General features: G+C 33.1%; 17 protein-coding genes, 2 pseudogenes and 1 riboswitch. Of the genes and pseudogenes, 15 read left to right on the forward strand and 4 right to left on the reverse strand.

From position 1 onward, the window contains the following. Nucleotides 1-260: 260 nt before the first annotated feature. Nucleotides 261-377, forward strand: a riboswitch (SAM riboswitch). A 283-nt stretch (nt 378-660) separates the two neighbouring features. The 3 genes from OEV82_RS08400 to OEV82_RS08410 all read left to right on the forward strand — a co-directional run bounded on the left by OEV82_RS08400 (nt 661) and on the right by OEV82_RS08410 (nt 3,972). After that, nucleotides 661-2,052, forward strand: coding sequence for an LLM class flavin-dependent oxidoreductase (locus OEV82_RS08400; RefSeq protein ID WP_173660932.1), 1,392 nt, complete (start codon nt 661-663; stop codon nt 2,050-2,052). A 960-nt stretch (nt 2,053-3,012) separates the two neighbouring features. Beyond that, nucleotides 3,013-3,813: a hypothetical protein gene (locus OEV82_RS08405; protein ID WP_263061583.1), complete on the forward strand. Its 801-nt coding sequence runs from the start codon at nt 3,013-3,015 to the stop codon at nt 3,811-3,813. 9 nt (nt 3,814-3,822) lie between these two features. Next, nucleotides 3,823-3,972 carry a hypothetical protein gene (locus tag OEV82_RS08410; RefSeq protein ID WP_173662593.1) on the forward strand — a complete coding sequence of 50 codons (150 nt, stop codon included), beginning with the start codon at nt 3,823-3,825 and terminating at the stop codon, nt 3,970-3,972. Nucleotides 3,973-4,206: 234 nt separating this feature from the next. Here the strand turns inward: OEV82_RS08410 and OEV82_RS08415 are convergent, their stop codons facing one another. Both OEV82_RS08415 and OEV82_RS08420 read right to left on the reverse strand, forming a co-directional pair. Next, nucleotides 4,207-5,025, reverse strand: a complete 819-nt coding sequence (locus OEV82_RS08415; RefSeq protein ID WP_173662592.1) for a Cof-type HAD-IIB family hydrolase — start codon at nt 5,023-5,025, stop codon at nt 4,207-4,209. A gap of 4 nt (nt 5,026-5,029) precedes the next feature. Then, the gene (locus OEV82_RS08420; protein ID WP_263061584.1) at nt 5,030-5,788 is read right to left on the reverse strand and encodes a DeoR/GlpR family DNA-binding transcription regulator; all 759 of its coding nucleotides are present in this window, start codon (nt 5,786-5,788) and stop codon (nt 5,030-5,032) included. Between the two features lie 338 nt (nt 5,789-6,126). Here OEV82_RS08420 and OEV82_RS08425 point away from each other — a divergent pair, with 338 nt between their 5' ends. The 7 genes and pseudogenes from OEV82_RS08425 (at nt 6,127) to OEV82_RS08455 (ending at nt 12,923) form a co-directional block, all read left to right on the forward strand. Continuing rightward, nucleotides 6,127-6,675, forward strand: a complete 549-nt coding sequence (locus OEV82_RS08425; RefSeq protein WP_263061612.1) for a GNAT family N-acetyltransferase — start codon at nt 6,127-6,129, stop codon at nt 6,673-6,675. A 242-nt stretch (nt 6,676-6,917) separates the two neighbouring features. Then, nucleotides 6,918-8,037 (forward strand): annotated as a pseudogene (locus OEV82_RS08430) (IS256 family transposase). A 181-nt stretch (nt 8,038-8,218) separates the two neighbouring features. Next, entirely contained in the window at nt 8,219-9,166 is a 948-nt protein-coding gene (locus OEV82_RS08435) for a S8 family peptidase (protein ID WP_263061585.1), read from the forward strand. Between the two features lie 77 nt (nt 9,167-9,243). Beyond that, nucleotides 9,244-9,924, forward strand: a complete 681-nt coding sequence (locus OEV82_RS08440) for a hypothetical protein (RefSeq protein ID WP_263061586.1) — start codon at nt 9,244-9,246, stop codon at nt 9,922-9,924. A gap of 23 nt (nt 9,925-9,947) precedes the next feature. Then, on the forward strand, nt 9,948-10,220 hold the full coding sequence (locus OEV82_RS08445; RefSeq protein ID WP_033026638.1) for a DUF3986 family protein: 273 nt from the start codon (nt 9,948-9,950) through the stop codon (nt 10,218-10,220). A 343-nt stretch (nt 10,221-10,563) separates the two neighbouring features. Then, nucleotides 10,564-11,719 (forward strand): annotated as a pseudogene (locus tag OEV82_RS08450) (IS256 family transposase). 649 nt (nt 11,720-12,368) lie between these two features. After that, nucleotides 12,369-12,923, forward strand: a complete 555-nt coding sequence (locus OEV82_RS08455; protein WP_263061587.1) for a GNAT family N-acetyltransferase — start codon at nt 12,369-12,371, stop codon at nt 12,921-12,923. A 97-nt stretch (nt 12,924-13,020) separates the two neighbouring features. Here the strand turns inward: OEV82_RS08455 and OEV82_RS08460 are convergent, their stop codons facing one another. Further along, a complete protein-coding gene (locus tag OEV82_RS08460; protein WP_263061613.1) occupies nt 13,021-13,977 on the reverse strand; it encodes a threonine ammonia-lyase in 957 nt (318 codons plus the stop codon). 147 nt (nt 13,978-14,124) lie between these two features. On the opposite strand from OEV82_RS08460, the gene fosM reads away from it, so the two are divergent. Then, nucleotides 14,125-14,544 carry a FosM family fosfomycin resistance protein gene (gene fosM, locus OEV82_RS08465; RefSeq protein ID WP_377701142.1) on the forward strand — a complete coding sequence of 140 codons (420 nt, stop codon included), beginning with the start codon at nt 14,125-14,127 and terminating at the stop codon, nt 14,542-14,544. A gap of 539 nt (nt 14,545-15,083) precedes the next feature. On the opposite strand, the gene ilvA is transcribed toward fosM, so the two are convergent. Further along, nucleotides 15,084-16,292: a threonine ammonia-lyase gene (gene ilvA, locus OEV82_RS08470; protein WP_173658912.1), complete on the reverse strand. Its 1,209-nt coding sequence runs from the start codon at nt 16,290-16,292 to the stop codon at nt 15,084-15,086. Nucleotides 16,293-16,877: 585 nt separating this feature from the next. On the opposite strand from ilvA, the gene OEV82_RS08475 reads away from it, so the two are divergent. The 4 genes from OEV82_RS08475 (at nt 16,878) to OEV82_RS08490 (ending at nt 24,141) form a co-directional block, all read left to right on the forward strand. Next, nucleotides 16,878-18,083: a 3-oxoadipyl-CoA thiolase gene (locus OEV82_RS08475; protein WP_263061588.1), complete on the forward strand. Its 1,206-nt coding sequence runs from the start codon at nt 16,878-16,880 to the stop codon at nt 18,081-18,083. A gap of 646 nt (nt 18,084-18,729) precedes the next feature. Beyond that, the gene (locus OEV82_RS08480; RefSeq protein ID WP_263061589.1) at nt 18,730-20,022 is read left to right on the forward strand and encodes an MFS transporter; all 1,293 of its coding nucleotides are present in this window, start codon (nt 18,730-18,732) and stop codon (nt 20,020-20,022) included. A 192-nt stretch (nt 20,023-20,214) separates the two neighbouring features. Continuing rightward, nucleotides 20,215-21,801, forward strand: coding sequence for a class I adenylate-forming enzyme family protein (locus OEV82_RS08485; RefSeq protein ID WP_263061590.1), 1,587 nt, complete (start codon nt 20,215-20,217; stop codon nt 21,799-21,801). Between the two features lie 117 nt (nt 21,802-21,918). Beyond that, the gene (locus tag OEV82_RS08490) at nt 21,919-24,141 is read left to right on the forward strand and encodes a helix-turn-helix domain-containing protein (RefSeq protein WP_263061591.1); all 2,223 of its coding nucleotides are present in this window, start codon (nt 21,919-21,921) and stop codon (nt 24,139-24,141) included. Nucleotides 24,142-24,284 lie beyond the last annotated feature (143 nt).

Below are 24,284 nucleotides of genomic sequence, written 5' to 3' on the forward strand. Positions count from 1 at the left end.
GTAATAAACATGGTTGGCCCATCATTTAGAATGAGGGAAACTGAGGAATGGATAAATTCAAGTACGGATAAAGTGGCTCAATTTTAAATTGCGAAATGGCTCACTTTTTACTTGCGAAATACAAAAGGTATTATTGTTTCATATCAGTGCTCATCAAAGCCTACACATATGATTTCTTCGAATTTTAGATAGATTATAGCACTTGACAATAGTAAGAATATAATATTAAAATATAAAAAATTCAATAAAAACTGAATTTTACCTTATCAAGAGTCAGGGGAGGAAACTGGTCCAATGAACCTGCAGCAACCTTTACTTCATAAAGATTAAGTAAACAGGTGCTAATTCCAGCAAGCTTTCAGCTTGAAAGATAAGGAAGAGCGAAAAGATTGATGATATCCTCTTCCTTTTGGAAGAGGTTTTAATATTTTTTTGATTATAAATTATAGAATCTTTCGCTCAGTAAACAAACTATTCAGCTTGGTTAACTTGGAATTAAACGATGAGGTAAGAGACAGTTTAGTGAGGTGATAAACAATATTCAACTTGTCTTTTTACCCTTTAAAAATATTAAATGAAAAATTAGTTTAGATTTCTTTGGATGAATTTTTTGGATTAATGATTATTTTACGAAAATAAAGAAGAAGGAAGTGTTTACACATGAAGAAACAAATTCATTTAAATGGTTTTACACAAAATTCAGTTGCTCCTCATTCGCCTGGACTTTGGAAACATCCAAAAGATCAAGGTCATCGTCATAGGGATTTAGATTATTGGATTAATTTAGCCAAGTTATTAGAACGGGGAAAATTTGATGCAATTTTTTTAGCAGATGTATTAGGGATATATGATGTGTATGAAAATAGTTATAAACCTGCAATACGTAATGCTGTACAGGTACCATTGCATGATACATTATTACAAATTTCTGCCATGGCGGCAGCAACTAAACATCTTGGCTTTGCTGCTACTTATTCAGCCACTTATACCCAACCATATAAACTTGCTCGAGAGTTCTCAACCTTAGATCATTTATCAAAAGGTCGTGTGGCTTGGAATATCGTAACCTCTTATTTAAAGAGTGAGGCAATAAACTTAGGTTTAGAAAAACAAATTGAGCACGATACAAGATACGATCGTGCGGATGAATATATGGATGTCGTGTATAAACTTTGGGAAAAAAGTTGGGAAGATGATGCGATAAAATTTGATAAGAAAAACGGAATTTACACCGATCCAGAAAAAGTACATCCGATTAATCATAAAGGAAAATATTTTAATGTCCCTGGTGTGCATTTAGTCGATCCTTCCCCACAACGGACGCCTGTATTATTTCAAGCAGGTGCATCATCTAGGGGTCGAGATTTTGCAGCAAAACATGCTGAAGGAATATTTACTGTAACAGGAAACAATATTAAAGAATTACAAAGATTTTCAGCTGATATTCGAGAACGTGCGAGAAAATTTGGGCGCGATCCTTATGACATTAAAATTTTTCCAGCAATTGTTCCTATCGTTGGTTCTACAGAGGAAGAAGCTAAAGCGAAATATGAGGAATTACTATCTTTCCTTAGTTATGAGGGAACAGCAGCTTTACTGTCTGGCCATACAGGTGTTGACTTTTCTCAATATAATCCGGAAGAATACGTGGAAGATGTAATCACAGATGCTTCCCACGGATTTTTACAAAAGTATACTGTAGAAAGTACAAGTAAGCGGTGGACAGTGAGAGAAGCCGTTTTACACCATGGATTAGGAATAGGGGCAATGAAACTTGTTGGCACACCAGAACAAATTGCAGATAAATTAGAAAAAATGTCCATAGAAGGTGATGTGGATGGCTTTAATATTATTCAAGCCGCGAGTCCTGTTACATTAGAAGAGTTTGTGGACCATGTTGTTCCTGTATTGCAAGCGAGAGGCATTTATCGGAAAGAATATGAAGCTAATACTTTACGAGAAAATTTATTCGGAAAAGGAAATATTCATTTGCCGAATCGTCATCCAGCAAAGAAAGTATCAATTAGTCTCCAGGAAGCGCAATCAATATAATATTCAATTTCAATGAATGTTACTGAATAAGAATCTTTTTCTCCTTATCTCATTATGCAGTCTTGTCAACACCAAAGCAGAAATATCGGAAGTACAGTCGAAAAAAGGGAAAAATAGCTTTCAAGGAATTTGTAGGATGTTACTCCTGATAATCAATTTTGAAGAAAGATCTTATTTGATTATCAGGAGTATTTTTGTTTTGCTTAATTTAGGTTGCGCTTATTTAAAGGATGAATAAAAATATTTTTGAAAGACAAATTGTAATTGTCGAAAGTAATGAATCAGGAAAAAAATTCCTTAATGATTTATATTATTTATATTTTTACGGAGCTAGAACAAGGAGTAATGAATCAATCCTATCGGTTAATGGGAGATAAGTTGTAATTTTTCGTGATTAAAGGAAACAAATTGATAATATAACTCCTTTTGTGGGATATTATGACAAACTGTTCTTCTTATCAAAGCACAAAATTTAACCGTATTTTTTTAAATAATGGAGAGAATGAAAAGCTTTTCTTTTTTTAAAAATGTATAAATCCCATCACAATTTACAAATAATGGTATTAGTAATGGCAAATATTGTGTACTAAAACAATGAATTTTTCATATGATTTATGGAGAAGTTCATCATAAAAAGTATTGCTGTTTAGTAACAGGATATGGTGAAATCCATTGATACTACAGTGCTTTCAAGGATTCAACATGAGAATTAAACATCAAGACTTGAGGGGGCAAACTTTGAAAAGGATTGACAAGATACATAAGAATTGCATCATTAAAAATAAGAGAAAAAAAAAGCTAAGTAATGGAAAAACGGTACATTTTGCTACATTAGAAAGAAATACAAAAGACGAGAATAAAAATAATACCCACTTAAAAATAGGGAAAAATGGGTCATTGTAGTTTTTGGAAAATTTTGATATATTTTATTTCAATCCTATTTATAGTGGGTGATTTTTGTTGAAAAAAAAGTATGGCAATGTTGTTGGTGTATTGTTATTTATCATTGTCAAATACATTGATGAAAAATCAGCCGATTTATTAGGATATTTACATAAATTCATGGCCAGTCCGTTTTCATTGCCGTTTTTACAATATCAAGAGGACCATAGTGCACTTTTTTCAACTTTACAATTTGTTTTATTAGTTTGTCTATATGCTTTAATTATTTTTGGTTTTATGTACTGTGTATCCATTCCTTTTAAGAATAACAATGTTCACTTTGTTGATATTGAAGATATCGAATCAAAGTTAGGGGATGTCATACAATCTTTAGAAAATGGTGATATAGAAGATGTTATTGACACAAAGATTACGGCCTACATGACGGCTGTTGAATTAGAAATAAAAAGAATTTTTAAATTAAAAAAGAAAAAAATTGATTTTATTTGGTACTTTCCGAAGCATAAAGACGGGAAAGTGTCGGATGATTATGAATTAGTCTATTTTAAACATCCGAAAGATCTGCATCACGCAAAATTTTATATAAGTTCATCATTAGATATAGAAGGAATTCGCTTTAAGGAAGAAAATGTAAAGGGGAGAATGGAAACACCGCATGCAAAATTTTCACAATTTATTACCGTTCGTAATGTTGGAAAACCACGTCTCGGATTAGCTATATTTATATATGAAGATAATGTTATCAATGAGGAAAATGAGCAGGAGTTCACGCAATTTACGTCGAATTTTATACTGTTAGGTTTATATGAACCTTTTGTAAAGTCAATTGAAGATCGAATTGATCAAGGAGGAGGCTGAAGACCGAAAATGAAAAATAAAAATATAAGGTCTTCTACTTTAAAACGAGAAAAAAAAGCAGCATTAGGAAAGTATCATAAAGGGGTTAAATCACTTAAAATAGCGAAAATGGACAAGCCTGTCTTAAAGGAAACAAAAAAAAGAATTGCCCATTATTAGTTTGTATATTGGTACATAACTTAATTTCCCTTTATTTAATCCTTCAGCCAAACTACGGCTGATTTTTTTTATTGCACTGCAAAAGATGAAACGTATTTTGTCTCTAAACAATAGTCCCTGCTAAATGAATAAACTGTCACTTAACTTGTATTGTCACGCCATTTATCATGTTACGCCAATACTAATAGCATTATATTTTTAAGATATAAATTTGAGTTAAATTGATGTAATATTTTACCTACGAAGCACAAATCTTTCAATTGCTTGAGCAACACCATTATTGATACATGTATCGGTTGAAAATTTTACTGAATCTCGGATTTCTTGAGGAGCATTTCCCATGGCCACACCTAAACCTACGTATTTTAACATTCCCCAGTCATTATAATTATCTCCCATAGCCATCACTTGATTAGCATCAATGTTATACAATTGTTCTATAATAAATTTCACAGCATTCTTTTTTGTTGCTTTTTTATTCGTTACTTCCAAATGATAAGCGCCCGATCTGTGAATAGATGAAGTTAAATGCGTGTTCTTTTTTAGTATCTTTTCAGCTTCAATAATGACATCTGTCTTGCCGATCATCATAATTTTGTGGATAGGAGCCCCAGTTTGAATTAGTTCCTTCAAATCCATAATAACTGGTGATAATCCATTTAATTCCTTTTGGTATTGAACACCTTTATCTAACTTTGAAGCATACCACTTTGTATTAGAATATAGGCTTAAACTGATTGTTGGAAATCGAGTACGTATAATCTCATAAACAAATTCTGTTTCTTTCGGGTCTATACAGATATCAGAGATAATTTTAAAACGATTATGTTCATATTTAGAAATAATTCCACCATTGTAACTAATAAATGGTGTGTTAAGTTCTAAGCAATGATAATAATCGATCATTTCTTCCGGAGATCGAGCAGAGACCAAAATAAAGGGAATATCCTTTGAAGAAAGCTTTTTAATAGTTTCAATGTTTTCTTTTGATAGTTCGTCACCGGAATTAATTAAAGTTCCATCAATGTCTGAAAAAATTAATTTTGGTATCATAGACTTACTCCTTATTTATGACTTTAATTTCGGTATCCTCATTAAAAAAATTCCTTTGTTCCTTTGTTAAAGGTTTATCAGTAATAAACACATCAATTTTATCAAGGGAACACACATGATAAGGGACTTTATATTGGAATTTTTGATTTTCGGCTACTAAGATAACCTTCCTTGAATTTTCAATGACACATTGTACAATGGCAGCATCTTCTTGATTTACCAAATAAATTCCTTCCTTGTCAATGCTACCTGTCGCAATAAAGGCGATATCAAAACGAATTTTGTTTATTTTTTGTAAAGTGTCCATGCCATAAAAAAAACGATTTTCAATATTTAATTTCCCGCCTAGTAAGTTGATATTAATATATGGTTTTAATGACATAGCCAAAACATTATCTAAAGAGTGGGTGAATACAGTTACTTTTTCATTCATTTTTTGACAAAATTTTAGCAGTGTTGTTGAAACATCGACAAAGCAAACAACATCTTTTCTTAAATATGATAAGGCAACTTCAGCAATGGCGTTTTTTTCTTTCGTAAAATGGAGCATACGCTCTTCATAGCCAGGTATAAGATTGTCATAGTTTGGAGAAATGATCCCTCCATGAGTTCGGATGGCAGCACCTCTTTCTACAAGAAGTAATATATCTCTTCTCGCTGTATCTTGAGAGATATTAAATTCATTCATTATTTCTTTTGTAGTTAATTCTTTTTTTTCTGCTAAAAGTTCTTTTATTCGAGCGATACGTTTACTCTGATGCATAGTCACTCACCTTGATTTTAATATAGGAATATAATTGAAAAATCGTTATTAATCTTAAAACATCGTTATTTATCGTTTATTGTATGTAATTAAATAAGTGAAGTCAAGTTTTATAACATTATTTAAAAAAATTAAAATAGTACTTAATTTTGTGAGTTGGTAATGAAACAAATCCATCGTGAGAATTGATTGTAAAATTTTGAAACTATCAAATAATATTCGTTGATAAGTTGTTAACCAACGAACAGTTACTTATATAATGGTTAAGAACCTATCAAAAACGTTTTATAAATATGGTTATCTAATTAAGTTTAGAAGTGTTTCAGGAGGAATTGGAGATATATGATGTACAGATTAGAAGACCCTTACTTAAGGATATTCAACAATTAAATGATTTTTTTGAATTCGTGATTACAGATACGTTTATTAAAGAAGGGATTGGAAATAAACTAGATGATATTCAAAAAGAAATGGAATGTAAGAAAAAATATTTGAAAGCTGATTTTGAAAGTAATGGAAAAAAACGATATTTTTTAATTGCATTTATTGAAGATAGGATCATCGGATCTATTGAATTCGGACCAGTAAGTGAACTTATAAAAAGCTGCACGAACAATGCCTATTGTTATCTGAATGAAGTCGGTACAGTATTTGTATATCCCGAATATCAGGGCAATGGAATTGGCAATATGTTACTTCAAGCAATGTATAAAACTTTGAGAAGTAAGGGGATTGATGAATTTTGTTTGGATTGTGGTTATAAAAACGCTCAAAAAATTTGGCAAAATAAGTTTGGAAAACCTGATTATCATTTTAAAGATTACTGGGATAAAGGACAAGACCATATGATTTGGAGAATTAAATTAAGAGATTGTATGTTTGATTAATTTATTAATAATGACAAATAACGGGATTTATTTTTATCTAAATCAAAAAGCATCATTTATAATATTATTAATACATAAAGAGATGAATGGGAGGATGATGTATAAAATTTTGTGTAAAGCATTTTACTAGACCAAAAGAAAAAAGGTAGGGTATTCTCTGATTTGGACCAACACATCCCAGAGAAAGGAGTACCCTACCTATGTCTAAAAGAAGTATACCGAATGTCGACTAGGCAAATCAACTGGAAAGTGTCATTCGTCAGTTTGTGAAGGAAAAATTAGAGCTGATTATGCGGGAAGAAATCAAACATTTCCTCGAAATCGAACAGGCTGGAACGCCGAATATGAGAAACGGCTACTATCAGCGAAATCTAGATACGCAATATGGCCGGATTGAGGGTCTTTTGGTTCCAAGAGACCGAAACGGGGAATTTCAAACACAGTTGTTTGCCCCTTATCAACGCCACACCGGCTGGCTGGAGGAAGCCATCATTAGGATGTATCAAAGTGGCATGAGTACACGGGAAATTGGCAAGTTTATCGAACAAATTCTAGGAAATGCTTATTCTCCAGCGACGATCAGCCGGATTACCGATGTCGTGAAAGAAGACATCGAGAAATGGCACCATCGTCCACTATCCAAACGTTATTCTGTCTTATATTTGGACGGCTTGTACGTGAAACTTCGCCGGGATACGGTAGAGAAAGAAGTTATTTATGTGGTGTTAGGAGTGAATGAAGAAGGGTATCGAGAAATTCTGGATTTCTTCGTGGGAGGACAAGAAAGCGCCTACGGATGGCGGGAGATTCTCCAGCAGCTCTACAAAAGAGGCGTCAAGGAAGTGCTTCTGGGCGTCTTCGATGGCCTTCCGGGGCTGGAGGAAGTCTTTAAGGCGGTGTATCCGAAAGCCGATGTGCAGCGTTGTGTCGTGCACAAAGTCCGCAACATCCTCAGCCGTGTTCGGAAAAAAGATCAGTTTCGAGGATCTCAAGCTGATTTATCGAGCGCCGAACAAGGAGATGGCGTTACAAATGTTTCAACAGTTTGAGTCGAAATGGTCCAGCAAATATCCAAGAGAAGTCCAATCTTGGGCCAATGAGTTGGATGTCCTCCTTACATGTATGGATGATCCAAGCAGTATTCGAAGTGTGATTTACACGACGAACGCCATCGAACGAACGATCAAGGAAATTCGGAAACGTCTCAAGCCCATGAACAGTTTGAGCAGTTTAGAAGCCGCGGAAAAAGTCGTGTATTTGACCATCCAAGATTTTAATGAGAAATGGGCAGGGCGAAAGTTAAGAGGATTTGCCGAAGCGCATGAAGCCCTCGAGCGAATGTTTGAAGAACGTTATCATTAACCAAATACTGTAAATAAACAAAATAGGGGGATTCTCCCTTTCCACACAGGAGACTGAATATTCAGTCTCCTGTGTGGAGAAAATCAGTCCCCTATCAATTCAAATCCATTTCAGAGAAACCCTACCCCATTTACATTACACAAAATTCTTGACGGTACCAAATACCATGGGAGGTGTTTCATTGAAGAAAATTATATTTATTGTTTTTTTTATTGTGACCATACTTTTTTGCGTTAATTGTAGCGGAAATAATAAGGGAAGTGAAAAATCTATACAACCAGAAATAGAGAGTTATGAAGAAAAAAGACATAGTTCTACTGAGAAGAAAGAAATTCCTTGGAGTATTGAATATTTAAAAATTCAACAAATTCACGATAGTTACAAAGTCTTTGGAGAAGGTGTTTCCATTGCTATTTTAGACACAGGTATTAAAAGTAATCATAAAGATCTGAAGATTAGAGGTGGAATAAATATTATTAATCATTCGACGAATTACGAAGATGATAATGGACACGGTACACATATAGCAGGGATTATAGCACGAATTGCACCAAAAGCAGAACTATACTCAGTAAAAGTATTAAATAAGAAGCAAATTGGCTCATACGAAAATATTGCTAAGGGAATTGAGTGGGCTATTAATAATGATATAGATATTATTCTCATGAGTTTTGGTGGAAGTAAAGATTCACGTATATTAAAAGAAGCTATTAAGAAAGCTGATTCAGAAAATATTACTCTTATTGCATCTACTGGAAATACTGCTCTATCAAACAACTCTATTACATATCCCGCAAAATACGAAGAAGTTATTGCTGTAGGGGCAATAACTGAAAATAATGAGAGGTGGGTTGGCTCTAATACTGGAAAAGAACTCACGGTTATGGCACCAGGACACAAGATATTAAGTACATCTATAGACGGTAACTATACTATAAGAAGCGGTACATCTTTAGCTGCAGCTCATGTTGCCGGAGGCCTAGCATTACTCTTAAGCTATAATCCTTTATTAGATAATAAAGATTTAAGAGAGATAATCATACAATCTTCTATCAAAAAAACTCCTGACGGATATAGGATCTTCAATTTAGAAGAGGCTTTTAAGATATGTAAAAATTTCAAAAAATAGTACAAATATTTGTATAATAATGGTATAATTTACATATCATTTATAATTAACTAACTTAGTTGAGGATGCGAGACAACTTGAACTTTAAAGTTTTTTTATCTAGTTTGATTGCAATTGTAATGGTATTTACAGCAGTAAGTCCTTCCGTCTTATATGCAGAAGAAACAGTAAAAGAAATATCAGTAACAGAAAATAGCGAAGATACTTTTTCAGAAGAGTTACAAACACCAACCTATGAAGAAGTTATAAATCTTGAAAATAATGAAGTGGAAATAATTGCTGAGCAAGCTGCACCAGCTACCATAGAACAATTATCCGAATACTATAATACTAATTTAGAAAATATTAATATTGATAATTTTGATGAAAAATTTGAGTTTTTAACAAGTGATTCTGTATTTAATGAAATGGAAGAAATTATTGCCATTCAAGAAGCAGAAGCTCAATTAAGTCAAGATGAAGTAAATGCTCAGTGGGTACCTGTAGTTGCAGCAGCTTTACGCGCTTTAACTAGTAAAGCTGGAAAAAAGGCAATGGAAAAAGGCTGGTCTGTAGCTAGGCCCCATATCGAAAAAGCCTTAAAAAATCTAGATAATTATGTTATTGATGGACCAAGTGGTGGAAGAATTATTCAGGTTCGTAACAAAAAAACTAAACAGCCTATCTTTAGATTAGATTATCATTATATTGACGGAAAAGGACCTTATCTACATTATCATGTAGCTCCTAATATGAAAAAACATCACTTCATATGGTAATCAATTATAGGGAGTGAATAAACGTGAAATTTGATCCAAATCAGCATCTTCATTTAGGATATTATGAGAACAATGTTGATTTAGAAGCAGTCGCATATAAAATTCAGAATGAAAATAAATGGGTAGTTTTTTTAGATAATGAACAAGATACTACATTAGTTAAAAAAATATTAGATAAGTATGATTTCCATGAAAAATATGGTTACAAGATTTTTACTGTTGATGCAGATGATTTATCTTATGAAGTCGGAAGTAAGCTATTTGAAGAATGGTTAAAAGCAAATAATATAATATAAAATATAAGAAATAAGGAACGAATTTGCTAACGTAACTTCAATCCATGCCCCAAGTGATGAAAAACACTTGGGGCATTTTTCAATTCTAATCGTATAGTCTCTTCCCAAAAAGGACACAGAACTTCTACCCCGAGTTCGACAGTTTGAAGCTCACTTTAGGCAAGCACAATTTAGAAATTGTTTTCAACAAAAAACAAACGTTTTATTTTTATTATAAATAGAAGCCCCTTTCGAGATGATGTATAAAATTTTGTGTAAAGCATTTTACTAGATCAAAAGAAAAAAGGTAGGGTATTCTCTGATTTGGACAAAAACACATTCCAGAGAAAGGAGTACCCTACCTATGTCTAAAAGAAATATACCGAATGTCGACTGGGCAAATCAACTGGAAAGCGTCATTCGTCAGTTTGTGAAGGAAAAATTAGAACTGATCATGCGGGAAGAAATCAAACATTTCCTCGAAATCGAACAGGCTGGAACGCAGAATATGAGAAACGGTTACTATCAGCGAAATCTAGATACGCAATATGGCCGGATTGAGGGTCTTTTGGTTCCAAGAGACCGAAACGGGGAATTTCAAACACAGTTGTTTGCCTCATACCAACGGCACACCGGCCGGCTGGAGGAAGCCATCATTAGGATGTATCAAAGTGGCATGAGCACACGTGAAATTGGCAAGTTTATCGAACGAATTTTAGGAAATGCCTATTCTCCAACGACGATCAGCCGGATTACCGATGTCGTGAAAGAAGACATCGAGAAACGGTACCATCGTCCACTATCCAAACGTTATTCGGTCTTTGTACGTGAAACTTCGCCGCGATACGGTAGAGAAAGAAGTCATTTATGTGGTGTTAGGGGTGAACGAAGAAGGATATCGCGAAATTTTGGATTTCTTCGTGGGAGGACAAGAAAGCGCCTATGGATGGCGGGGGATTCTCCAACAGCTCTACAAAAGAGGCGTCAAGGAAGTGCTTCTGGGCGTGTTCGATGGACTACCGGGGTTGGAGGAAGCCTTTAAGGCGGTTTGTCCGAAAGCCGATGTGCAGCGTTGTGTCATTCACAAAGTACGTAATACCTTACATCGTGTTCGGAAAAAAGACCAATTTGAAGTGGCAGAGGATCTCAAACTGATTTATCGCGCGACGAATAAGGAGATGGCGTTACAAATGTTTCAACAGTTTGAGTCGAAATGGTCCAGCAAATATCCAAGAGAAGTCCAATCTTGGGCTAATGAGTTGGATGTCCTCCTTACATGTATGGATGATCCAAGCAGTATTCGAAGTGTGATTTACACGACGAATGCCATCGAACGAACGATCAAGGAGATTCGGAAACGTCTCAAGCCGATGAACAGTTTGAATAGTTTAGAAGCCGCGGAAAAAGTCGTGTATTTGACCATCCAAGATTTTAATGAGAAATGGGCAGGGCGAAAGTTAAGAGGATTTGCCGAAGCGCATGAAGCCCTCGAGCGAATGTTTGAAGAACGTTATTGTTAACCAAATATTGTAAATAAACAAAATAGGAGGATTCTCCCTTTCCACACAAGAGACTGAATATTCAGTCTCTTGTGTAGAGGAAATATCCCCCCTCTATTCTAAATCCATTTCAGAGATACCCTATCTATCTTACATTACACAAAATTCTTGACGGTACCAATGGGAGATCATCATGACATGTTTAATAAAATACTTTTTAAGTATGATGTTATTGCACTTAAGTTTCTCAAAAATTAATTAGGTTAGTAATTATTTTTTGCTTGTACGTTTATAAGAGGGAGGTTTGAAATAATAATTAATAGAATACAGAAAAAAGATTTCGAAAAAATCTAAGAAGTTTTTCTTGATGTTTTTTAAACAACTCGATTCATATATGAAGGATTTAACTGAAAATCATAACTTGCTCTCAATAACTTCAAATAAAAAGGATAATTAATTGGCTGTCCATTAATTTATGTTTTTAACTGGTGGGAAGGAAAGAGATCTTATATTAAAGAACTCATTATCAAAATTAAGGAATAGCTAGTCGATTCCTTACTTGTGATTGAATTATTAAATTTCAACACATCCAATATATTTCGTTAATGGCTGAAAAAACGGTAGACGAATTGGTCTATTTAGTTATGAATAGATGAATTGAGGTGAAAACATGGAAACATTAACTACAGAACGGTTAATATTAAGGGAATGGAAAATATCGGATAGTAAGGATCTGTATGAATATGCTAAAAGTGATTTTGTCGGTCCGAATGCCGGCTGGCCGCCCCATAAAAATGAAGAGGAAAGTAAAGAAGTGATTAAATTGTTTATACAAGAGAATGATACATATGCTGTCGTCTTAAAGGAGGAAAATAAAGTAATTGGAAGTATCGGTCTTCATGAACGCAAACCAGACGAAAATTTAGTAGATTTGAAGCAACGAGAAATCGGTTACGTTTTAAATCCGAAATATTGGGGGAGGGGGTTGATTCCAGAGGCAGTGAATCGGGTTATACAATATGGTTTTGAAATTTTAAATTTAGATATAATTTGGTGTGGCCATTTTGATTCTAATCATAATTCAAAAAGAGTATATGAGAAATGTGGTTTTATATATCGTTTTCAAAAAAAGCAAAAATTGAAGTTGTTGAACAATAAAGAAGCGATAACTCTTTACTACTCAATTACAAAATCCGATTATATAAAGAATATAAGGGAGAGATAATTAATGGTGGAAAAGAGTTATCTAATGAAGATAGAGAGTCTAATAAATTCACATTTTGTACTATTAGACTCCTAAATTTAAAAAACGACGGTATGAATTAATTACTTGTGAGTAATAATTCTTGAATGTTTCCAATGTCTACATTTCCGCCAGAGATGACTGTAACAATGTTTTTCCCTTTTTGGTTTAATTTATTAAACATAACGGCAGCAATGGTGGTAGCGCTAGATGGTTCAATTAATTGTTTCATACGTTCTAAAACAAAACTGAATGCGTAACGGATCTCATCTTCACTAACAAGAATTAGATCGTCTAAATATTTCATTATAATAGGAAAAGTTAAGTCACCAGGCTGGTTACTTCTTAGTCCATCTGCAATTGTGGTAGTACCTGTAATTGGAGTAATTTTTTTATTTTGTATTGATAGATATGTATCGTTGGCTAATTCCGGCTCAACCCCGATAACTTGTATGTTTGGGTTTGTTTCTTTTACTGCTGTCAAAATGCCGGATAGTAGACCGCCACCACCAATTGGTACAACAATTGCATCAATCTTGTTGACTTGTTCTAAAATTTCCAATCCAACAGTTCCTTGTCCAGCAATTGTATATGGATCATCATAAGGAGCAATATAAACTCCGTTATTTTCAACAGCGATTTCTTTAGCTCGAGGTAAACGTTCAGCAGAAGTTGTCCCACATTTTTCAACATGACCATTATAAGCTTGAATAGCATTTAATTTACTGTTATTGATATTTTCAGGAACGACAATGGTAGCAGGTATATCATATTTTTTCGCAACGTAACTAACGGCTTGTCCGTGATTACCAGAAGAAGCTGTCGTTACATGTTTGGCACCCTTTTGAATGGCTTGTTTTACATTATTAGTAGCACCGCGAATTTTAAATGAACCTGTTTTCTGCAAGTGTTCGGATTTTAAAAAGATTTGATTTCCACATCTTTTTGAGAGCTGTTCCGATAATAGAATTGGTGTTTCATGAGCTATATCATAAATTCTTTCCCTTGCATCTTTAACATCTTTTACAGTGATTATGTTGATCATCCCCTTAATATAAATATTATTTTTCAAAATGATGTTATCAAACTTCATTACGTTTATTTTACGTGATGTAAAATAGCTGATCAAATAACAAAAACTTTTCTTATAATATAATTAAGGAAAGGGTGGTTATATATGTCCATTGTGAAAGGTCTTAATCACTTACTGTTTTCTGTTTCAAATTTAGACCGATCAATAGAATTTTATCAAAAAGTATTTGGTGCAAAATTATTAGTAAAAGGAAGGACTACAGCATATTTCGATTTGAATGGAATATGGTTAGCACTCAATGTAGAAAAGGACATTTCCCGTAATGAAATACATGAATCATACACCCATATTGCTTTTTCAATTGATGAATCTGAGTTTGATTCTATTTATCAAAGATTATTAGATTTAGGTGTTCATATTTTGCCAAGTAGACCTAGACATGAAAAAGATAAAAAATCCATTTACTTTACAGATCCAGATGGTCACAAATTTGAATTTCATACTGGTACTTTACAAGATCGACTCGACTACTATCGAACAGATAAGCCACATATGGAGTTTTTTGATTAGCAAAAATGTTAATAATAATGAAAAGGAGGACGCACATTTTACTGTGAAGAATGATGGAGTTTAATCATTCCTACATTTTTCATCTACTATATTAATATTATAAAATATCAAATTTGGAATTTATATTCATTTGTCCTCCGTAATATTTTTAGGAATGTATATGGTGTGGACGACTTGGTCACCAATTTATAATTTCTCCTTAAAACGTAATATAAAATTCCAAAACTCATCCTTTACCATGATGAAATTTAAATTTTTTATCTCAATAAATCATTAACTAAGCAACAAACTAATCAAACGTTCGTTTAGTCAAAAGGTCTATTGATAAATAAATGACATATGATGAATATCTTGAAAATGAAGAAATACAAAGACAACTCGAAGTGATGTATCAATAAATAACATAAATAATAATGAAGACCAGATTTATTCGGTAAATTAATTCAATCTGGTCTTATTATAAATTATAAAAAAATAGACGTTTCTAAACGGTTTTACATTTTAATTGTTTACACGCAAGAGTGCATGATAACCATTTTTTAATAAGGATTTAAATTGACCTCATAACCTTTATTTATTAATGTTTTCTGTATTAGCTCAATGTGTTCTTGGTTTTTTGTTTCGAGAGTGACAATTATTTTAGCAAATCCAGGGAAAATATCGATTCCGACATGATTTTGATTAATTGTTTTAATATTTGCATCAAGTTTAGAAATATGTGCTAATAAATTTTGTAGTGCGCCCGGCTTATCTTTAATGATAATAGAAAAGGTAGCAAATCTACCAGATTCAACTAATCCCCGTTCAATAATTCGCGATATAAAATTCATATCAACATTGCCACCGCTTAAAACGGAAACTACTTTCTTATTTTTTAAAGGAATTTTTTTATAAAGAAGGGAAGCAAGTGATGTTGCACCAGAGCCTTCAACCATCAATTTATTTCTTTCTAAAAGCATAAGCATCGTTCGAGCGATCTCCATTTCATCGACAAGAAAAATATCATCAACATATCTTTGTACGATTTCATAGGTAATGAGTCCTGGCTTTGCTACTGCAATACCATCTGCCATCGTTGGTGTAGTTTCAACTATTTCTGGTTGTTGTGACTCAAGAGATCGTTTCATACTAGGACATGCTTTCGCTTCAACACCATATATCTTAATATGAGGATTTTTTTCTTTTACAGCTAATGCAATTCCTGCTATTAATCCACCGCCCCCGATAGGGACTACAATTGCATCGACGTCTGGTAATTGTTCTAAAATTTCTAATCCAACAGTTCCTTGTCCAGCAATAATGGCTTCATCATCAAAGGCATGTATAAATGTAGCATCTGTTTCCTTTTGTAAATGGATAGCATGAGCCAACGCCTCATCAAAATATTTCCCTTGTTGAACAACCTTAGCACCGTATCCTAAGGTAGCTTGAACTTTGCTAATTGGAGCGCCTTCTGGCATTACAATTGTACATGGTACATTTAACTTTTGACTTGCATAAGCCACACCTTGTGCATGATTTCCAGCTGAGGCTGCGATTACACCTTTCTTCAATTCTTCATCAGATAAAGAAAATACTTTATTATAAGCACCACGTACTTTAAAAGAACCTGTCTTTTGCATATTTTCCAACTTTAAATATACATCATTATCTGATATATCCGAAAATGTTTTTGAATAATCGAGTGGCGTAACATGAACATTTCCTTTCATTCGTTCTCGTGCAATTGTGACTTCTTCAGCTTTCATACGATCCGCCTCCAATAAAAATCAAAATAAGTATGAAAATCTATCTATGTATGAAAAATCAAAGGAAGAAAACCCTTACAAATCATGAAAATTGAATGGATTTAGTTTAATTCTCCCTTTCATTATGCATTATAACTTAATATATTATTCTGTAACAAATGATGTTTGCATTTTTCATTAAATTTTCAAACCGGGTAATAACGACTCTATTACTAGAGATTCAATTTTAAAAAATAAAAACAATATTAAGAATAATCAGCATAGATTGACATTATGTATTTACGATTATAAAATGTAATATACTTATAAAACATAATAATCATATTATTCGAACTATAATCTTATTATATGAACAAGGATAAGTCATGTAACAACATAAACGATGCCAATGGAATAAATATCCACCGAAAACTGATATGAAGATACGATCAATAGATATTTTAATTGATAAAAGAATCAAAAATATAATTTTTTGGTCAACCTAAGAAGATTGAACTTCCTCATATGAATCTATGATCTTCATGAAAAACAATTAATTTTAATTGTTTAATAGAAAACAAATGAAGAAAAAAGGTGGTAAAAAGTATGAAGCGAGTTGTAATTGTAGATGCAGTAAGAACACCAATAGGTCGATACAAAGGAGCATTAAAAAGTGTTAGGCCAGATGATTTAGCAGCACATGTTATTAAAGGTTTGCTTGAAAGAAATCCTGAAGTTCCTGCTACAGAAATTGAAGATGTTGTATTAGGAAATGCTAATCAGGCTGGTGAAGATAATCGAAATGTAGCAAGAATGGCGGCACTTTTAGCTGGATTGCCAATTGAAGTAGGTGGTACAACAATTAATCGTCTTTGTGGCTCAGGTCTAGATGCTGTTTTATATGCGGCAAGAGCGATTGCTGTGGGAGATGGGGATATTTATATTGCAGGTGGAACAGAAAGTATGACTCGTGCACCATTTGTTATGGGGAAACCAAATATAGAATTTCCTCGTGGTAATTTGGAAATGTTTGATACTACAATTGGTTGGCGTTTTGTAAACAAAAAATTAGAAGAAATGTACGGGACAGATTCAATGCCTGAGACTGCTGAAAATGTGGCAAGAAGATATAACATATCACGTGAAGAACAAGATCAATTTGCATTTGATAGCCAAATGAAAACGAAAAAAGCGCTTGAAACAAAACGTTTTGCTGATGAAATCATTCCAGTACAAATTACGGATCGTAAAGGAAATGTTACGATTGTTGATACAGATGAGCATCCTCGACCAGATACGTCATTAGAAAAACTCGCTAAACTGAAACCATTATTTCCAAACGGAACTGTAACAGCAGGCAATGCTTCTGGTGTCAATGATGGAGCTTCAGCACTTCTTGTAATGAGCGAGGATAAAGCGAAAGAACTTGGATTGAAACCGCTTGCTCGTTTTATAGGGGGGGCAACAGCTGGACTGGAACCTTCTGTAATGGGACTAGGTCCTATTTATGCTACTCGAAAACTATTAAAAAGGACAGGTATATCAAAGGAAGAAATTGGTTTAATTGAATTAAATGAAGCATTTGCATCCCAATCGATCGAATGTATCCGTCAATTAGAATTGGATCCAGAAAAGGTGAATGTCAACGGTGGAGCAATTGCCCTTGGTCATCCATTAGGTTGTAGCGGGTCTCGAATTTTAACAACATTAATTCATGAAATGAAAAAACAACAAGTACAATATGGATTGGCAACAATGTGTATTGGTGTAGGACAAGGAATTGCTGCAATTGTTGAAAATATAACAAATTAATTCTAATCAGATTCCAGTTTATATTATAAATAAGGCAAGTTTATTTTGCTTTACTTAAAACCACTTCGTTCCTATATATTATTTCCAAAAAGGGATCATAACTATGTTATGTAAAAATATTAAATTTTAATGATAGAAGCTATTAAAAAGATAAAACAGTCTTTTTAATAGCTTTTTTATTTTATGTAGTTGAGCAATACTCGAATCTATGCAGAAACCAATAGTAATGTTTTTATACTAATAGGCAGGATGAATGTAAAAGAGTTACACGTTAAAAGTTTGATCTCTAGATTTTAAGCACTTAACAATGGGTCCAACAAATTTTAGTATAGAGCAGAGAACTATTAAAAAGTGAAAGTAAGTAAATGGTCACTTGGAAGTTAAGCTTACTAGTCGAGTGGCATTCTAAAGAGGAGCTGGTAGAGGAACTGGATAATAAGATTAAATAATGTCTTGTATACAAATATGGCCAAACTGAAATATACATCATTTTGACTAAAATTTAAATTAGATTTCATACAATTTGTAGGTGTGAAATAAACAGAATATTTTGTATTATAAAACAAATGAAACAGGCGTTTTGATCACTTAATTGGAAACGTATACAAGTAATGATTATTAAGAAGAAAGGAGTTTATCATAGAAAATGATTAATGTACAAGAAAGAACAATTAAAAAAGTCTCTTTAAGACTACTTCCGTTCGTGATGATCTGTTATGTTGTCGCCCAGCTAGACCGTATCAATATTGGGTTTGCTGCTTTGGAAATGAATGCTGAGTTAGCACTCTCTGCTGAAGTATTTGGTTTGTTATCAGGGATTTTCTTTATAGGATATTTTATGTTTGAGATACCTAGTAATATGATTTTATATAAAGTTGGTGCTAGAGTGTGGATAGCTAGAATCATGATTTCATGGGGAATTCTCAGTATTTTAACAGGATTTGTACAAACAGAGTGGCATTTGTATATTTTACGTTTTCTTTTAGGAGTAGCAGAAGCAGGATTTCTGCCCGGAATACTTTTATATCTAACATATTGGTTTAGAAAACGAGAAAGAGCGATAGCAACATCGATTCTTTTGCTTGCTATCCCTATCGCTTCTATCATTGGGTCACCAATGTCAACATGGATTATGGACGTTGTAAATTGGGCTGAACTTTCCGGTTGGCGCTGGATGTTTGTACTTGAAGGATTGCCCGCTGTTGTTTTAGGTATTGTTGTACTCTTTTACTTAACCAATCGTCCAAAAGAAGCAATGTGGTTAACGAAAGAGGAAAGAGATTGGCTTGAAGGAGAGCTAGATAAAGAAAGAGAAGAAGCCAAACTTGTGAATAAGGCATCAAGAAAAGAAATGCTGAAAGATAAACGGGTATATCTATTAACATTATTGTATTTCACAAACTATACAGCCATGTTCGGTCTATCTTTCTGGTTGCCTTCAATTGTTAAATCACTTTCTGAAAATGTACAAACAAATTTGGAAATCGGGTGGCTTGCTATGATACCACCTATTATTGGGATACCTGCTAACTTCATTTTAGGTTGGATTGCAAGTAAAAATGGATCACATCGACAAATGCTTATCCTTAGCTTTGGTATTGCTGCCATTGGATTTGCTGCTTGTGGATTTGCGAATAGTTCTATCATGATGGTTATTTTATTAGCCTTTACCGCAATTGGTCTGTATGGTTTTATGGGGGTTTTCTTTGCCTACATGACATTTTTCTTTACAGAAAGAACTGCACCAGTTGGAATTGCTTTAGTTAACTCTTTTGCATCAATCGGTGGGTTTGTTGGACCAATGATGTTTGGATTGGTAAGTGTTTCATTAGGAATGTTTATTCTATCCGGTCTTGCCATTATCGGACTATCTTTAGCAATAATTCTCAAGCCCGGAAAAGAAGAAAAAGATGAAGCTGCAAATGTGTCAATAACATAACAACTTTATTAATAATGCTATAAAAAGATGGCAGACCAAATGAATATAAGTTTGTCATCTTTTCTTCATATGGAATTAAGAAACCTTTGTCCTGTTTCGACAAAACGCTAAAAAAATGATGAGGATGTAAAGAGAGAGAAGTATTCTAAGATAGATAAATGTTTTAAATAAATTAAGAAGGGATTGAGGAACATGATTGTGAACAATACTGATGTCTTAACAGTTGTCGATTTATTAAAATCTATCGTAGGAAAATTTCCTAAAAAGGAAGCAATTTTTGATGGCACAAGGAGATTAACCTATGAAGAATTAGATAAGCAAAGTAATGCTATTGCATCTACATTAAAAAAAATGGGTATTAAAAAAGGTGACCACATTGCCGTATCTTTACCGAATTGGCATGAATTTATTGTTGTGATTTTCAGTATTTTTAAAGTGGGGGGTGTAGTAGTACCATTTAATACCAGATATAGCTATACTGAAATAAACTACATACTAAACAACGCTAGAGTAAAAGCAATCTTTAGTACGGAGGAAGTAGAAGGTAATCATTTATGGGAATCTTACGAAAAAATTTATGATTCAACTGTTCATTTAGAATACCTAATTTCGGTTAGAAGCGAAAAAACGAATACGATCTCATTTGATAAAATGTTAAAGAATGGTAACCAAGAAGAAGAACAATACGTTCAAATTGAACCAAATGATGTTGCAATTATTATGTATACATCTGGTACAACGGGAAGACCAAAAGGTGCTATGCTCACTCATAGTAATATAGTTAAAACAGGTGTAATGGCAGCTCAGTTTTTGAGATGCACTTCTGAAGATGTATTTTTAATACCTGTACCTATTTTCCATATTTTTGGAATGGTTCCAGGAATGATTTCAGCAATTGCATCTGCCGCAAGAATAGTTTTAACACAACAATTTAAGGCGGAAAAAGTGTTACAAGTTATTGAGGAAGAAAAAGTTACTGTTCATCATGGGGTGCCAACAATGTTTATCCTTGAATTAAATCATCCAAATCTAGAAAACTTTGATTTAACCTCTTTAAGAACGGGTATTGTTGCAGCTGCACCTGTACCTAGTGAAGTTGTTCGTCAAGTAAGAGAAAAATTGCATTGTGAAATATTGAGTTCTTATGGTATGACAGAGGCTTCTCCTTGTTTAACTTGCTGTTCATTTGATGATGATGATGTAACAAGAGCAGAAACTGTTGGGAAAGCAATGCCTGGTGTTAAATTAAAAATAATTGACCCTGTTACAGGAGAAACAGTTCCTCAAGGTGTTATCGGTGAAATCGTTGCAAAAAGTCCAGGAATTATGAAAGGATATTTCGAAATGCCTGAAAAAACAAGCGAAGTTCTAAGTGAAGACGGCTGGTACCGAACAGGGGATTTAGGAACATTCGATGAAAAAGGAAATCTACGGATTGTCGGTCGCAAGAAAGACATCATCATTCGAGGAGGATATAATATTTATCCACGTGAGATTGAAGAACTATTTTATATGCATGAAGATGTTATGGAAGTATCGATTGTAGGCTTACCAGATACTGTATTGGGTGAAATAACTTGTGCAGCTATCAAATTAAAAGTTGGCGCAAGGGTAACTGAAAAAGAGTTAAAAGAATTTATTAAAGGAAAAGTAGCTGATTTTAAAGTTCCTGACATTATCGTTTTAGTTGATGATCTTCCGATGACTGCTTCAGGAAAAATAAGTAAATTAAAATTACAAGAAAAATTGAAAAAGCAATTAGCATATCGTTTAAGGTAGTAAAAAAAGCACTGTCCTATTAAACTAGGAAGTGCTTTTTAATGTTAGAATATTCTTAATAGATATACTTTTAAAAAGTTATTGGTATAACAGATAATGAATTGAGGAGGATGCTAAATGACAGATCAAAAGAAAGAAAAATTGATGACAAAAATTGAAAATCATCTACGATTAATTACAAGACAACTATTGAAATTTGACACAGTGGAAGAGGTTTTAAACTATTTAATTGAAGCCTTTCAATCACGTTTAAATTGTGATTTTATCGGTGTTATTTTGCGGCAGAACGATCAACTAATTCCGAAAGTTTGGAACGGTGCACTTCAATCATTGAAACAATCATTCCCAATTCCTGTCACTATTTGTTCTCCTATACTTTTTCAAAAAAGTTTAACGTATAAAGATGAAGTTGTAAATGAAAATGAATCTTGCGAGTTTATGAATCTATTAAAAAGCGTACCATTGGAGACATGGTTTACAGTGCCTATTCAAGATGAGCGTGAAAATTATGGATTTTGCGTAATTGGTTATCTTAACTATACCCCTTTATATGAAATGGATAAAGTATTTAATGAATTCGGTAAGGATGTAGCGGTAGCGATGCAATTAGCCGAACAAAAAGAGTTAGAAAGAAAAAAAATTAAGGGAATTGAATTTGTTGTGAAAAATTTAAAGGTAGATGAATCTTTGGATGAACTTATCGGAAAAATTGTAGAACAGGCTGGTATTAGTACAAATGCCGCTTTTGCAGGAATCTATTTATATAACGAGGAAAAGAATTATTTTATTTTTCATCCTCCATCCTACGGCGAACTTGTTAAACAAGAGAAAATTATCACTTATAAAAATTATGTATTAAAGGACTTCTTTGAGTATTTAGAAAAACCAGGTGGTAAAGAAATGACGGTACCGCTTACCCTGGATTTGAAAACCTTAGGAGTTCTGCATGTTGAGAAGAAAAATATGGCTGGTGTTTTTACAAAAGCGGACTTGGATATTTTGACTGTATTAGCTGAGCATGTAGCTACAATATTAAAAAATGTTTATTTATATCAGCAAGAAAAAGAACAAATGAAACGACTTCAGTCCCTTTTGGAATATGAACAGTTGTTAGTCAAACAGACAATCGAAGAAGAAGATTTTGATAGTATTACAAAAATAAGTGGGCAAATTTTCCAAAAACAAGTTTTATTATTTGATCGTTATTTTCATATTATAACTGCTTCTAAGAAGTCACTTTTATCTAAAATTGAGTTAATAGATAAGAAAGGAAATGCTTCAAATCTAACTTTCAATCATAACGGGGGTACCAAATATACCTTGTGTGTTGACGGGAAAGCAAAGGAATTTCTTATTTGGAGAATTATTGGAGGGAGGAATTTGTTAGGGTATTTAGCAATTGAATATGATCAAGAAGAACTAGATCCTTTTTATTTATTAGCGGTTGATCTTGTTCGAAATATTTATTCTGTACAATTTATCAAAAAGAAACTTGTCATTGATGCCGTTGCACAAGTGAAAGATAATTTTATTGAAAAACTGCTAGTGGAAAAAAATATGGATATGAATTCCATTATACAATATATGAACATATTCAAATGGAATCTATATAAACCACATCGTGTCGCAGTACTATATATTCGTACTACAGAAACTAGAACAGACAAGACAAATATATTTGAACAGCAATCAAAAAAATTCCAAATATTTAACGACCTAAAAGAGAAAATAACACAGCTTGATTCACAAATTATTTTTGCGAAAAAGAGTGAGGAGTTTGTATTGATCGTTCCTGTCGAAAAGGAACAACAAGCCGCAAAGAAATATTGGTATCGACTCTTGAATCAAATGGAGCAATGGTTGAATGTACGAGGAGATAACTGCGTATTAAAATTGGGAATTGGTGGAACGACGGAAAGTATTTATGATTATTACAATTGTTATCAACAGGCACTGCAGACGTTAAATGTTATTATGCACCAAGATAACTCTGAATCTGTTAAATTCTTTGATGAACTCGGTTCATATACATTGCTCCATTTAATAAAAGATACAGAGGAAGCAAAGTTTTTTATGAATACATATTTGGAAAAGTTAAAATCGTATTCAGAATCAAATCAAGTAGACTTGTTTCATACTTTAAGAGTTTTTCTCGAACAGAATGGTAGTATTAAACATACAGCTGATAAATTATATATTCATCGTAGTACTCTCCTTTATAGACTTGAAAAAATAAAGGAAATTATCGGTATGGATATTCATAATGCAGAAATACGTTTTAATTTATTATTAACTTATAAACTATATGATCTTCAACATTATAAACAAAAAGGACAGTGATCCAAACGATATATTTAAACGGTGAGTTATGATTTTTATTCAACATTTTGTAGGAAAGAATTATCATCTATCGTATTTTTTGTACGTATAAATTTAATTAGTTTCAATATATAATCAGAATAGATTGAATATTAATATATATT

Source organism: Pallidibacillus thermolactis (assembly GCF_025660415.1).
Lineage (GTDB): Bacteria > Bacillota > Bacilli > Bacillales > Caldibacillaceae > Pallidibacillus > Pallidibacillus thermolactis.

Bases quoted from the DNA above. Each gene is read 5' to 3' on its own strand.
- OEV82_RS08420 (WP_263061584.1), bottom strand. From the start codon at position 5,788: ATGCATCAGAGTAAACGTATCGCTCGAATAAAAGAACTTTTAGCAGAA.
- OEV82_RS08400 (WP_173660932.1), top strand. From the start codon at position 661: ATGAAGAAACAAATTCATTTAAATGGTTTTACACAAAATTCAGTTGCT.
- ilvA (WP_173658912.1), bottom strand. From the start codon at position 16,292: ATGAAAGCTGAAGAAGTCACAATTGCACGAGAACGAATGAAAGGAAAT.
- OEV82_RS08415 (WP_173662592.1), bottom strand. From the start codon at position 5,025: ATGATACCAAAATTAATTTTTTCAGACATTGATGGAACTTTAATTAAT.
- OEV82_RS08455 (WP_263061587.1), top strand. From the start codon at position 12,369: ATGGAAACATTAACTACAGAACGGTTAATATTAAGGGAATGGAAAATA.
- OEV82_RS08490 (WP_263061591.1), top strand. From the start codon at position 21,919: ATGACAGATCAAAAGAAAGAAAAATTGATGACAAAAATTGAAAATCAT.
- OEV82_RS08475 (WP_263061588.1), top strand. From the start codon at position 16,878: ATGAAGCGAGTTGTAATTGTAGATGCAGTAAGAACACCAATAGGTCGA.
- OEV82_RS08480 (WP_263061589.1), top strand. From the start codon at position 18,730: ATGATTAATGTACAAGAAAGAACAATTAAAAAAGTCTCTTTAAGACTA.
- OEV82_RS08485 (WP_263061590.1), top strand. From the start codon at position 20,215: ATGATTGTGAACAATACTGATGTCTTAACAGTTGTCGATTTATTAAAA.
- OEV82_RS08410 (WP_173662593.1), top strand. From the start codon at position 3,823: ATGAAAAATAAAAATATAAGGTCTTCTACTTTAAAACGAGAAAAAAAA.